12 protein-coding genes are annotated in these 12,479 nt (G+C 60.2%); 7 read left to right on the top strand and 5 right to left on the bottom strand.

Annotated features, from left to right (window positions below):
• Nucleotides 1-5: 5 nt before the first annotated feature.
• Nucleotides 6-635 carry a pseudouridine synthase gene (locus ACYVIS_RS10465; protein WP_232741434.1) on the bottom strand — a complete coding sequence of 210 codons (630 nt, stop codon included), beginning with the start codon at nucleotides 633-635 and terminating at the stop codon, nucleotides 6-8.
• A 193-nt stretch (nucleotides 636-828) separates the two neighbouring features.
• Here ACYVIS_RS10465 and ACYVIS_RS10460 point away from each other — a divergent pair, with 193 nt between their 5' ends.
• Genes ACYVIS_RS10460 through pepE form a run of 5 tightly spaced genes read left to right on the top strand, consistent with a single transcriptional unit; the run spans nucleotide 829 to nucleotide 5,677 of the window.
• Entirely contained in the window at nucleotides 829-1,596 is a 768-nt protein-coding gene (locus tag ACYVIS_RS10460) for an IclR family transcriptional regulator (RefSeq protein WP_460873927.1), read from the top strand.
• A gap of 37 nt (nucleotides 1,597-1,633) precedes the next feature.
• Nucleotides 1,634-3,241, top strand: a complete 1,608-nt coding sequence (locus ACYVIS_RS10455) for an OPT/YSL family transporter (protein ID WP_232741432.1) — start codon at nucleotides 1,634-1,636, stop codon at nucleotides 3,239-3,241.
• Between the two features lie 31 nt (nucleotides 3,242-3,272).
• Nucleotides 3,273-4,205 carry a DUF1177 domain-containing protein gene (locus ACYVIS_RS10450; protein WP_232741431.1) on the top strand — a complete coding sequence of 311 codons (933 nt, stop codon included), beginning with the start codon at nucleotides 3,273-3,275 and terminating at the stop codon, nucleotides 4,203-4,205.
• 44 nt (nucleotides 4,206-4,249) lie between these two features.
• Nucleotides 4,250-4,939, top strand: a complete 690-nt coding sequence (locus ACYVIS_RS10445; protein ID WP_460873926.1) for an AroM family protein — start codon at nucleotides 4,250-4,252, stop codon at nucleotides 4,937-4,939.
• 54 nt (nucleotides 4,940-4,993) lie between these two features.
• Entirely contained in the window at nucleotides 4,994-5,677 is a 684-nt protein-coding gene (pepE, locus tag ACYVIS_RS10440; protein ID WP_232741429.1) for a dipeptidase PepE, read from the top strand.
• A 2-nt stretch (nucleotides 5,678-5,679) separates the two neighbouring features.
• On the opposite strand, the gene ACYVIS_RS10435 is transcribed toward pepE, so the two are convergent.
• The 3 genes from ACYVIS_RS10435 to ACYVIS_RS10425 are packed head-to-tail and all read right to left on the bottom strand — an operon-like array spanning nucleotide 5,680 to nucleotide 8,860.
• Nucleotides 5,680-6,060 carry a putative quinol monooxygenase gene (locus ACYVIS_RS10435; protein ID WP_232744689.1) on the bottom strand — a complete coding sequence of 127 codons (381 nt, stop codon included), beginning with the start codon at nucleotides 6,058-6,060 and terminating at the stop codon, nucleotides 5,680-5,682.
• A 26-nt stretch (nucleotides 6,061-6,086) separates the two neighbouring features.
• On the bottom strand, nucleotides 6,087-8,390 hold the full coding sequence (locus ACYVIS_RS10430) for a xanthine dehydrogenase family protein molybdopterin-binding subunit (RefSeq protein WP_460873925.1): 2,304 nt from the start codon (nucleotides 8,388-8,390) through the stop codon (nucleotides 6,087-6,089).
• On the bottom strand, nucleotides 8,387-8,860 hold the full coding sequence (locus ACYVIS_RS10425) for a (2Fe-2S)-binding protein (RefSeq protein WP_232741427.1): 474 nt from the start codon (nucleotides 8,858-8,860) through the stop codon (nucleotides 8,387-8,389). The genes ACYVIS_RS10430 and ACYVIS_RS10425 overlap by 4 nt, the downstream gene beginning before the upstream one ends.
• Nucleotides 8,861-9,147: 287 nt before the next feature.
• On the opposite strand from ACYVIS_RS10425, the gene ACYVIS_RS10420 reads away from it, so the two are divergent.
• Complete coding sequence (locus tag ACYVIS_RS10420; protein ID WP_232741426.1) at nucleotides 9,148-9,474, top strand: NIPSNAP family protein; 327 nt, start codon at nucleotides 9,148-9,150, stop codon at nucleotides 9,472-9,474.
• Here the strand turns inward: ACYVIS_RS10420 and ACYVIS_RS10415 are convergent, their stop codons facing one another.
• Nucleotides 9,475-10,974, bottom strand: a complete 1,500-nt coding sequence (locus ACYVIS_RS10415) for an AMP-binding protein (protein WP_232741425.1) — start codon at nucleotides 10,972-10,974, stop codon at nucleotides 9,475-9,477.
• A gap of 168 nt (nucleotides 10,975-11,142) precedes the next feature.
• On the opposite strand from ACYVIS_RS10415, the gene ACYVIS_RS10410 reads away from it, so the two are divergent.
• A complete protein-coding gene (locus ACYVIS_RS10410; protein WP_232741424.1) occupies nucleotides 11,143-12,402 on the top strand; it encodes an ABC transporter substrate-binding protein in 1,260 nt (419 codons plus the stop codon).
• Nucleotides 12,403-12,479 lie beyond the last annotated feature (77 nt).

The raw sequence follows: 12,479 nt of genomic DNA, 5'->3' as shown, positions 1-12,479 counted from the left end.
TTTCCTTAAAGCCACGGGGGCGGGATCTCGCGCCACTGGCCGGGCAGCAAGCCGTCCAGGCTCCATGGCCCGATCCGGATGCGCACCAGGCGCAAGGTGGGCAGGTTCACGGCGGCGGTCATGCGCCGCACCTGGCGGTTGCGCCCTTCGTGAATGCTCAGCTCCAGCCATCGGGTTGGCACACTCTTGCGAAAACGCACAGGAGGGTGGCGTTCCCATAATTGCGGTTCGTCAAGCAGGCGCGCTTGGGCCGGCAGCGTGAGGCCGTCCTTGAGTTCGACACCCTCGCGCAGCTGGCGCAGTTGCTCCTGAGTGGGTTCGCCTTCCACCTGGACCCAATAGGTTTTTGTCATTTTGTATTTCGGATTGGTGATGCGCGCCTGCAAACCGCCGTCGTTGGTGAGCAGGACCAGGCCTTCGCTATCGCGGTCGAGGCGTCCGGCGGGATAGACCTCGGGGATCTGGACGAAATCCTTGAGCGTGGTCCGGCCCTCGTCGTCGTGGAACTGGGCCAACACGTCGAACGGCTTGTTCAGCGCCAACAAATGGGGTTCGGCGGGGGGCGCTTTGGCGACGCGGCGCACAGCCGGCCGACCCAGGCGAAGGGAGAGCGCTGAACGAGACGGAAACGGCATGCGATAACCCCGGTGAGTAGAGAAAGACAGTGTAACCGCCGTCGAAAATATGACGGACGCTCAATGCCATACCTGGGAAATTACCTATATCGATCTCCTGATTTTTTTCCTCGGGCGTGTTTATAATATTTTCCATTCCCATATACAGAGACTTGGTTCCATTTTTTGGAACAATAATTATGAAAGCCACTCAATGAGTTCCTTGAATAGCGCCGCCAGGATTTTGCAATTACTGGCCAGTCGCGAGCGCAACCTGACGGTGACGGATGTGGTGGAAGGGCTGGGCATGCCCAAGAGCTCATCGTCCCGATTGCTCAAGCAAATGATGGATTGCGGCCTGCTGGAGCGGGACAAACGTACCTTGGCCTATGGCCCTTCTCTATTGATGCTTGAACTGGCTCACCAGGTTCGCGCGGCGACGCCGTTGCTGGAACGCATGGAACGCGCGGTGCAGGAACTGGCGCAGGAAACCGGGCATACCGGCTACATTTCGGCGCTGGATGAAAGCGGCAAACATGTCGTTGTGTTGCGTGTACATCATGGCGCGCACCCCTTGCGAGTGGTGACATCACCCGGCCATCGCCTGCCCGCGTTTGCGACCTCGACAGGTCGCGCACTGCTGGCGCGGCTCGACGATGAAGCGATACGCGCGCGGTTTTCCGACGATTTCGATTGTGCGTCCGAGGGTGCGCCCAAGACCGTATCAGCATTGATCCAGCAACTGGAACGTGTGCGCGATCGCGGTTGGGCCCTTGCCCTGAATGAGGCTCTGCCAGGTGTGGGATCGCTAAGCTGTGCCGTCAGCGATCCGCAGGCCGGCCAAACGCTTTCCTTTTGCCTTAGCTTTCCCGTATCCCTGGCTCAACCCGAGCTTATCGACACGCTGGCCCGGCGCCTTGTCGGCCATGCCAGTTCTATCGGCCGCGCGGCGGGAGATTCCTTCTGGAATGCGCAGTCATGACCAACCGTCTTGCAACAAAAACCACATGGGAACTCTCATGAACACATCTACCCATCCTCGCGTCGGCAGCGTCGGCACACTGGTGCTTCTGGTCCTGCTGAGCGTGCTCGGCGCGATCATCGGGATCGAGCTGCTGACATCGCTGGGCGTCACGCCCAACACATCGATCATTGGCGCTTTGGTGGCAATGATCATCGCGCGAATACCCATGTCGCTGTTTGCGCGTTTTCGCTCCATCCATGAGCAGAACCTGGCGCAGACAGCCATTTCATCGGCGACGTTCGGGGCGGCCAACAGCCTGCTCCTGCCCATCGCCGTTCCGTACCTGATGGGCCGAACCGACCTGGTCATACCCATGTTCATCGGAGTGGGCTTTGCCATGCTGCTGGACGCCTACATGCTGTACAGGCTGTTCGACTCGCGCATATTCCCCGCATCCGGCGCCTGGCCTCCGGGTGTTGCCGCCGCCGAAGCCATCAAGGCGGGCGATGGCGGTGGCAAGCAGGCCAAGCTGCTCGGCGCGGGCATAGGGGTGGGCGTTATAGGCGCATGGCTGCATGTGCCGATGTCGGCATTCGGTATCGCCTTTTTAGGGAATATATGGGCCCTGACCATGTTCGGCATAGGGTTGCTGATCCGCGGATACGCAAAGCCGATCATGGGCTGGGACATCAACGCTTTATACATTCCCCACGGCCTTATGGTGGGTGCCGGGCTGGTGGCGCTGATACAGGTTGCCGGCCAGATCTGGTCCGGCAAGGCAAAGGCCGGCAGCAAAGAACAGCCCGCCGCAGCGGGCGAGCCGGACGTCATGGTGACCCGCACGGCCGAGAATCTGCGTCGCACGCTGCGCCTGGGATCCACCGCCTATATCGTGCTGGCGGCCCTGCTTGCCCTGGGCAGCGGGCTGTATGCCGAAATGTCGGCGACCATGCTTGTTGCATTCGTTATCTATGTGGCATTCGCCGCCTTCGCGCACGAGATGATTGTTGGCATAGCGGCAATGCATTCGGGCTGGTTTCCCGCGTTCGCCGTAGCGCTGATCACATTGATCATAGGCATGCTGATCGGCTTTCCGCCAGTGGCTCTGGCCATGCTGTGCGGTTTTTCGGCAGCCACCGGCCCCGCGTTTGCGGACATGGGCTACGACTTGAAGGCGGGTTATATATTGCGCGGCAATGGCGCGGATCCGCGTTTTGAGCTCGAGGGCCGGCGTCAGCAATTGGCCGCGGGCATGCTGGCTTTCATTGTTGCCCTGCCCATCGTCTACTTTACCTACAATAATTTCTTCACGCGTGGGCTGATACCGCCCGTAGCCGCTGTGTATGTGGCCACCATCAAGGCCGGTGTCGCCGAAGGCGTGGCCCTGCAATTGCTGATCTGGGCCGTCCCTGGCGCCATTATTCAGTTTCTTGGAGGATCCAAGCGCCAATTGGGCGTGCTGCTGTCCACAGGCTTGCTGATTGCCAATCCCCTGGCAGGCTGGGCAGTCATCATCGGTATTGTGTTGCGCATTATTGCGCTGCGCATATGGGGGGATAAAGTGCGCAACAGCCTGGAGGTGTTCGCGGCCGGCACTATCGCCGGCGACGCCCTGTTCAGCTTTTTCAGCTCCATGATCCACGCCCAGGCAAAAGTCAAATAATCGACCCTTTTTATTCTACGGAAGCAACACCATGAGTCTATCCCATACTGTCAAAGTCTTCGATGCGCTCGACAGCGCCTACGCCAGCGGCCAGACCGTCGTCGAGCTATTGAAGCCGTATGCAGAATTTGCCAAATGCATTGTAAAAACCATTACAGGCCCCAAAGGCAAGACCGATTTCGTTCGCGTGGAAATCGCGGGCACCCACGGCAAATCGTCCGGCGGCAAGGCGCCGACGCTGGGAATCGTCGGTCGCCTGGGCGGTGTCGGTGCGCGTCCGACCCGCATCGGCCTGGTGTCGGACGGTGACGGCGCCATTGCCGCTGTGGCGGCCGCGCTGAAGCTGGCGCACATGCGCACCCAGGGCGACGCGCTGCCGGGCGACGTGGTGATCAGCACCCACATATGCCCGGACGCTCCCACGCGTCCGCATGAGCCTGTCGATTTCATGGATTCGCCCATGGATACCGAAACGCTGAATGAAAATGAAGTCTCCGGCGAGATGGATGCCGTGTTGTCGATCGACACGACCAAAGGCAACCGTATTCTGAACCATAAGGGATACGCGATATCGCCCACAGTCAAACAGGGCTACATCCTGCGGGTATCGGAAGACCTGGTGCGCATCATGGAAATGACCAGCGGCCGCCCCGCCGTGACCTTCCCCATTACCACGCAAGACATCACGCCGTATGGCAACGGCGTCTATCACCTGAATAGTATTTTGCAGCCTTCGGTTGCCACCCGGGCACCCACCGTGGGTGTGGCGATTTCGGCCGCCAGCGTGGTGCCGGGTTGCGGCACAGGGGCCAGCGATGAATACGATATTGCAGCCACCGTGCGTTTTGCGGTAGAGGTGGCCAAGGAATTCACGCGCGGCACATGCCTGTTCCATGACGAAGAGGAATACGGCCGCCTGGTCGAAATGTACGGATCTTTGGCGCACTTGCAGAAGCGTCAATAGATGCTGATGCGAAGCCTTTCGCCAGGCTGTCTACGGAGAATCAAATGAACGCTATACCTCAGTTGCTGGGCACGCTGACAATAGGGCAGGCGCCACGCGCCGACATCACTCCCATTCTGCGGGCCGTGCTGCCTGAAGGAACGCAATTGATGCAGGCCGGCGTGCTGGACGGCCTGTCGAAGGAACAGATCGCGGCGGACTATGCGCCGGTTCCAGGCCGCCCTCTCCTGGTATCGAGGCTGCTGGATGGCTCTTCGGTGAAGCTGGACAAGGCGGCGGTGCAGGCGACGCTGGCGGTCAAGCTTGCCGAACTGGAGGCGCGAGGCTGCACCGTTATCCTGATTCTATGCACGGGTGAATTCCACGGGCTTGTTCTGAAAAACGCCTGGCTGGTGGAACCCGACCGTATTGTTCCGCCCGCGGCCGCGGCAATCGCGGGCGAGCGTCAGGTCGGCGTTATCGTACCCTTGATCGAGCAGGCCCGTACCGAGGCGGACAAATTCAGTGCATTGAGCAAGCCGCCTATCTGTGAGGCCGCAACACCCTATGCGGACGGGATGGGCGCAGTCGAAAATGCGGCGCGCACTTTGCGTGAACGCGGCGCTGAGATGCTGCTGATGGATTGCATGGGGTTTACCGAGGCGCATCGGCGCGCCGCCCGTCTGGCTTCGGGGCTGCCTGTGTTGCTGTCCAACGCCTTAATCGCAAAAATGACAGCGGAGCTGATTGCGTAGGCAATCGCCGTGACGATAGGCATCCATGCCGTTGACAACAAGGTGAACAATACGATGAAACTGCTTCTTCTCAGTAATTCGCGCGGGCCGGATGGGGCCTATCTGGTCCATGCCATTGAACCCGTCCGCGCGTTGGCTGGCGGCCGCTCCCGAGCGCTTTTCGTGCCGTTCGCGGGTGTTGCCGCGGCTTGGGACGATTACACGGCAACCGCGCAGGCCGCGCTGGCACCTGCCGGATTGGTCCTGACGGGCGCGCATACGGTCGATGCCGCCGCTGCCTCTCAGTTCGAATTGATCGTCGTGGGCGGCGGCAATACGTTTCAACTATTGAGGGAATGTCGCGGGCGGGGGTGGCTGGACGCCATCCGTACGCAGGTGCGCGGCGGTACGCCTTATTTGGGATGGAGCGCGGGGGCCAATCTGGCCTGCCCGACCATTTGCACGACCAACGACATGCCTATTGTCGAGCCGGGGGGCTTTGATGCATTGGGATTGATCGGAATCCAGATCAATCCCCACTACACCAATGCCTTGCCGGCGGGGCATCAGGGTGAAACGCGGAACCTGCGTATCGCGGAATACCTGGCCGCAAACACCGCTTCCACGGTGGTCGGCCTGCCCGAAGGAAACTGGCTTAGCGTCGATGACGGCTCCATCGTTTTTCGAGGGCCGCACATGGGATTCCTGTTTCGACACGGGACGCCCGAGGCAGAGTTGCGAGACGGCATGGCGTTATAGGATCAGCAAGCCTGAAGAATGTTGATTAATCGGTTGGCCAGCATGGGTGCGGTCTTGCGCCCATATTCGACCATGTGCGGCGACACTCCGTGCGCTCTCAGCGCTTCGGCGTTTTCCCATTGCTCGATCACGGCAAACGTGTCGTTTCCGATGGGTGTCTGCGGCTTGCCGAAATCCGGCACGTCGACAACAGCTTCATAGCTGACACATCCTTTTTCGGCAAGCACCGCCGGGACGTTCTTCTTGAACAGCGCCAGCACGGCGTCGCGTTGGCCGGGTTTTGCGGTGATGGTAGCAATGACATGGATCATTCGGGTGTGCCTCTTTGGTGCGGATCGAAGCGTGTCATCATAGTCGGATTTTGGCCGGTATGCGTCTTTCATCACGAAGGCAGCCTCTACTCTTTGGATCAAGCCATCGCAGCCTTGACACGTTCAGGCCTAAACGGGGTCTGGCGCAGGCGTGCCCCGATGGCGTCGAAGACCGCGTTGCTGATCACCGCCGCCGTGGGGCAGGTGGATGGCTCCCCACCCCCGTGGGACGGATATTCGGGCCGATTATTGACCAGCACGATATCGATCCGATCGGGGATTTCCTCGAAGCGCAGAATCGGGTAGCCTTGCCAGTCGAGGCTGGTGACATGCGCATTATCGAACATGACTTCTTCATGCAGCGTGCGGCTTATCGACTGGATGATATTGCCCTCGATCTGGTTCTTCAGCCCATCGGGGTTCACCACTAGGCCGCAGTCGTGCGCAACGACCACACGCTTGACCCGGATCTGGCCGCTCTCGCGGTCCACCGTGACATCGGCAATCGTCGCCACGTAAGAGCTGTCGCGGTTCACCCAGGCGATGCCGCGGCCCTGGGCCAGTTTGCCGCCGTTTTGCCCTTTGACAGGCGAAGGCCGGCTTTTCCAGCCATAGGCCTCGGCCGCCGCGCGCAGCACGGCGATGGCGTGCGGATCCTTTAGATACCTGAGGCGAAAGGACAGCGGATCTTGCCTGGCTTTGGCGGCCAGTTCGTCGATGAACGATTCCATTGCATAGGTGGTCTCGAACTGTGCGGGCGAGCGCAGCCATGCGGTGAGCAGCGCCACATGCCCTTCGCCGTGACAGGCCACGTCGGCGTTGTCGAAGGTATAGGCATAGGTGACTGTTCCGCGCCCCTGCCCGGTGCTGCCGATTTCGGGCCCGTTCGCCAGCCCTGCGGCAATCAGGTGCGTATTGCTGGTCGTGGGGATCCACATATGGTGCCGCCATGCCACGACATTGCCCTGGTCGTCCACGGCGCCCGTCAGGTCCTGGACGATAGCCGGCCCCTTCGGCTCCCAGCCATGTTCGTCCCAGCGCATCCATTGCACGCGAACCGGGCGCCCCACGGCCTGCGACATCAGTGCCGCATCGGCGATGACATGCTCAAGGCCGTTGCGTCCGTAGGATCCGGAAGCCTCGAACCAGTTCAGTTCGATGCGGTCCGGATTCATGCCCAGCAGCTTGGCCATATCACGCCGCGCCTGGTGAGGCATTTGCGTACCGGCCCAGAAAATGGCCCGGTCTTTGTTTACGTCGGCGATGGCGCAGGATGGACCAATCGAACCATGCATCTGGAACGGTGTCTTGTACGTGGCCTTGAGTACGTTGGGGGCGGATGCCAGCGCCATATCCACCGAGCCCTTGGCGGCGACCGAAGAGTTGCTGCCGGCCTCGGTGCGCAGGGTATCCCAGATCTTGTCCTGGTCGGGCAGGCCGTGCCAATCGGACCACTTGGCCTGGCCGGCCTGCGGTCCGGCCGGATTCAGTTTGGAACCCAGTTTGTCCGCGGCCTGGATCGCCGCCCATTCGGTCTCGGCAACCACGCCCAGGAAATTGTCGCGGCGCACGACTTGAACGAACCCGGGAATATCTTTCAGGCCGGTTTCGTCGACGCTCAGCAGTTTGGCCTGTACGCCATACGGCCGCACGACGCGTCCGTGCAGCATGCCCTCTACACGGACGTCCTGGATGTAGGTGAACTGGCCTGTCACCTTGGCCGGAATATCTTTTCGAGGCACGGGCTGGCCAACCACCGTATAGGTGGATGGATCTTTGACGACAGCATTGGGCGCGACTTTCATGTCGAAGGTTTTGCCGCTGACATCGATGGCCATGTCCAGGCGTTTGCCTGCGACCAGCTCGCCATAGCTGATGGATTTGGATGGATCGCCAACGACGGAGATGGCGCCGTTCCTGGCGGCGAGCTGATGCGCCGGCAACTTGAAATGCGCAGCGGCCAGATTGAGCAGCGCCTGGCGGCCGGCCGCGGCGGCGTGGCGGATTTGCGGGCCGGCATAACGGACGGTGCGGCTTCCGTAGGATGGGCCCTGGTCGACGGTGTGGGATGTCGTGCCCATCACCACGTCGAGCTTGTCCACGGGAAAATCGAGTTCTTCCGCCGCAATCTGGGCCAGCGCGGTTTCTATGCCCGTGCCGACGTCGACCTTGCCGGTGAACAGGGTGGCGGTATTGTCAGGACGAATGGCGAGCCAGGCGTAAAGCCTGGCCGCATCGGGGGGTGGGGCTGCCATGGATGCGCCGGAGGCGACGGTTTCCGCCATGATGCTTTTCGGGTCGAGCAGGGTGAATGCGATCAGCAAGCCGCCCGACGCTTTCATGAAATCGCGGCGGCTGGGCGAGGCCATGCCCGCGCGGTGGAATTTGTCTGGTGCGTTCATGCCTGGCCTCCGTGCTTCGCCGCGCGCTCGATGGCGCGCACGATGCGCATGTGCGTGCCGCAGCGGCACAAATTGCCATTCAATGCCTGTTTGATGTCGTCCCGGCTGGGCTTCGGGTTGTGGTCGAGGAATGCCTTGGCCGTCATGATGATGCCGTTGATGCAATAGGCGCATTGCGCGGCCTGCTCATCGATGAAGGCTTGCTGGAGTGGGTGGGGCTTCTCTGGGGTGCCCAGGCCTTCCAGCGTGGTGATCTTCTTGCCTTGCGCGGCCGACACAGGCGTCACACAGGAGCGTATGGCGGAGCCATCCATAATGATGGTACAGGCTCCGCATTCCGACAGGCCGCAACCGAATTTCGGCCCATGCAGTTTGAGGTCGTTGCGCAGGGCGTACAGCAGCATGCTGTCAGGCTCGGCATCGACCGAGTGATCCTTGCCGTTTACATTGAGGGTAGTGGTGGTGGACATGGCGCCCCTTTTTGACGTGTGCCTGGTGGGAAGACCGCAGACGATGGGGTCTGTGGTACAGGCGCGATATGCGCGGTGGGAATTTCGAAAAGGTTACTCCTGTCGCGCGAGGATCGTCAATGCGCCGGGGCGATTGTTGCTACGGCAAGTCGCAGGCCACAAAATAAATGGTTCTTGCCGAAAAAAAACGGAGGCTGTTCCTGGTACGGCGTTTCGGCCCTCAGCCTCTATCTTTTGCGATTCGTTCATAATGGCGGCTTTGCCGCTTTGTTCCTACGGAGAACACTATGATTGTTGAAATGAGGATTTATCACTGCGCCCCTGGCCGCCTGCCGGCCTTGAACGATCGCTTCGTCAACACCACGCTGGGCTTCTTCAAAAAATACGGGATCAGGCAGATCGGTTTCTGGACCACCGTTATCGGGCCGGACAATCATGCGCTGACCTATATGCTCCAATGGGACAGCCTTGCCGAGCGCGAAGAAAAGTGGAACGCGTTCCAGGCCGACCCGGAGTGGATGGCCAAGCGTTCGGCTTCTGAGGCAGACAAGCCCATCGTCGCCAGGATCGAGAACCATTTTCTGGCGCCTACGGCATACTCGGCGCTGCGCTGACTACTTCAGTTGCTCCCGCAGCTCCCGCTTGAGCACTTTTCCATAGCTGTTTTTGGGCAGGGAATCGATAAAAATGTAGCGCTTGGGGCGCTTGAAACGGGCCATGCTGTCAAGGCAGTGCGTGCCGAGCGATTCGACATTGAGGGTCTTGCCGGGGTTGGCGACAATAAAGGCAACGACAATTTCGCCCCATTCCGGATCGAGCTGGCCCACCACGCAAGCCTCGGCGACATCGGGGTGCGAAAGCAGGACTTCCTCGACTTCGCGCGGGTAGATGTTCGAACCGCCGCTGATGACGACGTCTTTGGAGCGGTCGCGCAGGGTTAGAAATCCCGCCTCGTCCAGCATGCCCATGTCACCCGTGTAGAGCCAGCCGTCGCGCAGCGCTTCGGCTGTCGCTTGCGGCTTGCCCCAGTAGCCAGACATGACGGAATCGCTGCGGCAGATGATCTCCCCGATTTCGCCGGCGGGCAGCGGCTCGCCCGGCTTGTTCACGATGCGCACTTCCACACCCGAACGCGGGAATCCGACCGAACCGAGGAGGTTGTCGCCGGCATGGATGTGGTCTTCCTGGCGCAGGCCGGAGATCGTCATGGGGATTTCGCCCTGGCCGTATATCTGCGCGAAAATCGGGCCGAAAACAGCCAGCGATTTTTTGATTTCATCGACATACATGGGGCCGCCTCCGTAGACGATGCAACGCAGGTTCGCCGGCCGTCGGCCTGATTTTTCGGCCGCCATACGCAGGCGCTGCACCATGGTCGGCGCCAGAAATGCGCCGCACGAGGGATGCGTATTGCAAAGCTCCAGGAATTCGCCGGGCTCGAACGCGCCGCTGGCGGGGATAACCTGGCGTGCCGCGCGTGAGATATAAGCGGGTATATAAAGCCCTGATCCGTGGGACATGGGCGCCGCGTGGATCTGGCTGGCATTTTCGTCGAAGTGTTCGATGTCGGCCAGGTGGCAGATGGTCATTGCCATCAGGCTTCGGTGCGACAGCATCGCTCCCTTGGGGCGGCCGGTGGTGCCGCTGGTGTAGAACAGCCATGCCAGTGTTTCCGGCGTGGTTGCGGCGGGGGGTTCAGGCTCCGCGGAAAATAATTCGGCATAAGCGCTTTGCCCTAGGGTTACGAGACGATGCGATCCGGGCTCGAGTGCGTCGTTCAGGTCGCCGGCCAGCCGCGGTGATGCAAAGATCATGGACGCCCCGGCATCGCCGACGATATGCGCCATCTCCTTGGCATGCAGTTTGTAGTTCAGCGGGACGAAGGCCATGCCGGCGGCCCAGATGCCGAACATCAGCTCGACGATTTCCGGCCGGTTCTCGCTGGCAACCGCAATACGTGAACCCGCTGGCAGCAAGTGTCGCAGCGCGGTTGAGAGGGCCAGTGCACGCCGGTGCAGCTCGGCATAGCTGCAAACTTTCGCGTCGCCTTGGTAAATTGCGCCGCGGTCGGGGAAGCGGCGGGCGGAATGTTCCAGCACGGAAAAAAGATTCATGTTTTCTACCGTTATATCGTGTGATGGTCGAGGTGACGCATATCAAAAAACTTTGACAGTGCCATAAACCGAGACTACTCTACAAGCCGGAGGTAGACAATTTCAGTTGCTAAGAACAGTATGCCCCCGTCAATCATATCTGTCGGTAAACACTCTGAGGAGGAGATTATGTCTGACATGAAAGATGACAAAAGCATAGGTATTACCCGGCGCGGAATACTCAAGGCCGGTGCCGCCGCGGGACTACTCACCGGCATTGCCAGCGTGGGCCCGTTCATTCGTACCGCCCGTGCGGCGGAGTCGATCAAACTGGGTGTGTTGCTGCCCAAGTCCGGCACTTATGCAGTGCAGGGCGAACAGGGCCATAACGGCGCCACCATCGCCATAGACGATGTCGGCGGCAAGATTCTGGATCGTCCCGTGGAACTCGTGTGGCTGGATGAAAATGGGCCGCAGACCACGCAGCAGAACATGCACAAACTGATTCAGGAACAAAAGGTCGTTGCCGTTCAGGGCGGTGTTTCCAGCGGTGATGTCCTGGCCATCATGCCCGTGGCTGAACGCGAAAAAATCCTGCTGATGGCAACCGGCCCCAATGCCACGGAAATCACCGGCGCCAAATGCGGCAAGCATACGTTTCGCATAGACCTGCCCAACTATGAGACTGTACGCAGTATTTACCCCTCGCTGTCCAAGCATGGCAAGAACTGGTATTTTCTTTATGCTTCGTACGCCTGGGGCATCGACGGCTACAAGCAAATGAGCGAAGTGCTGCTCAAGGATGGCGGCAAAGTCGTGGGTGCGGATCAAACGCCGCTTGGCACCACCGACTTCAGTTCCTATATTCTCAAGATCATGTCGGCCAAGCCGGATGTCATCTTCCTGGGCGTCGGCGGCGGCGACATGACCAACTTCCTCAAGCAGTTCCATCAAATGGGGCTTACCGGCAAGATCCCGCTATCGTCCCTCATCGTCAACGACACCGATATGTGGGCGGCGGGACCCGAGGCGGCCTCCGGCCTGTATCCCAAGATCTGGAACTACACAGGCAGCCAGAACACCAGCATCAGCGAGCAGTTCGCCAAAAAATATCAAACCAAGTTCGGCAAGCCGCCGGAAGCGGAAGCCTGGCAAGACTGGTTCGGCTGCACGGCGATTCTCACGGCCATCAAGGAAACCGGGTCCACCAAGACCGAGAAGTTGATCGAGTTCCTGGAAAACCACAAGTTCGAAGGGTACAAGGAGCGCGCGATGTACTTCCGTCCCTGGGATCATCAACTGATACAACCCACGCTGGTGGCCCAGATCAAGCCGAAGATCACGACTCAGTACGACTATTTCGACATTGTGGCAGTTGCGCCGCCCAAGGATCAGCCGCTGGAAGCTTTGTATGGGTCGAAGGCCGAGACCGAGTGCAAGATGGCCTAGGCCGATTGATGCATAAACCCATGTAGCGCAAGCAGCACAGCTGCGTGTGCTGCGTTTCGAGTGCGAGGAGATGCCCG

Source organism: Paralcaligenes ginsengisoli, assembly GCF_054781135.1.
The sequence above is the reverse complement of the archived record's forward strand: the minus strand, read 5'-3'. Positions and strand labels throughout refer to the sequence as shown.

Bases quoted from the DNA above. Each gene is read 5' to 3' on its own strand.
- ACYVIS_RS10410 (WP_232741424.1), top strand. From the start codon at position 11,143: ATGTCTGACATGAAAGATGACAAAAGCATAGGTATTACCCGGCGCGGA.
- ACYVIS_RS10445 (WP_460873926.1), top strand. From the start codon at position 4,250: ATGAACGCTATACCTCAGTTGCTGGGCACGCTGACAATAGGGCAGGCG.
- ACYVIS_RS10460 (WP_460873927.1), top strand. From the start codon at position 829: ATGAGTTCCTTGAATAGCGCCGCCAGGATTTTGCAATTACTGGCCAGT.
- ACYVIS_RS10455 (WP_232741432.1), top strand. From the start codon at position 1,634: ATGAACACATCTACCCATCCTCGCGTCGGCAGCGTCGGCACACTGGTG.
- ACYVIS_RS10435 (WP_232744689.1), bottom strand. From the start codon at position 6,060: ATGAAAGACGCATACCGGCCAAAATCCGACTATGATGACACGCTTCGA.
- ACYVIS_RS10430 (WP_460873925.1), bottom strand. From the start codon at position 8,390: ATGAACGCACCAGACAAATTCCACCGCGCGGGCATGGCCTCGCCCAGC.
- ACYVIS_RS10465 (WP_232741434.1), bottom strand. From the start codon at position 635: ATGCCGTTTCCGTCTCGTTCAGCGCTCTCCCTTCGCCTGGGTCGGCCG.
- ACYVIS_RS10425 (WP_232741427.1), bottom strand. From the start codon at position 8,860: ATGTCCACCACCACTACCCTCAATGTAAACGGCAAGGATCACTCGGTC.
- pepE (WP_232741429.1), top strand. From the start codon at position 4,994: ATGAAACTGCTTCTTCTCAGTAATTCGCGCGGGCCGGATGGGGCCTAT.
- ACYVIS_RS10450 (WP_232741431.1), top strand. From the start codon at position 3,273: ATGAGTCTATCCCATACTGTCAAAGTCTTCGATGCGCTCGACAGCGCC.
- ACYVIS_RS10420 (WP_232741426.1), top strand. From the start codon at position 9,148: ATGATTGTTGAAATGAGGATTTATCACTGCGCCCCTGGCCGCCTGCCG.
- ACYVIS_RS10415 (WP_232741425.1), bottom strand. From the start codon at position 10,974: ATGAATCTTTTTTCCGTGCTGGAACATTCCGCCCGCCGCTTCCCCGAC.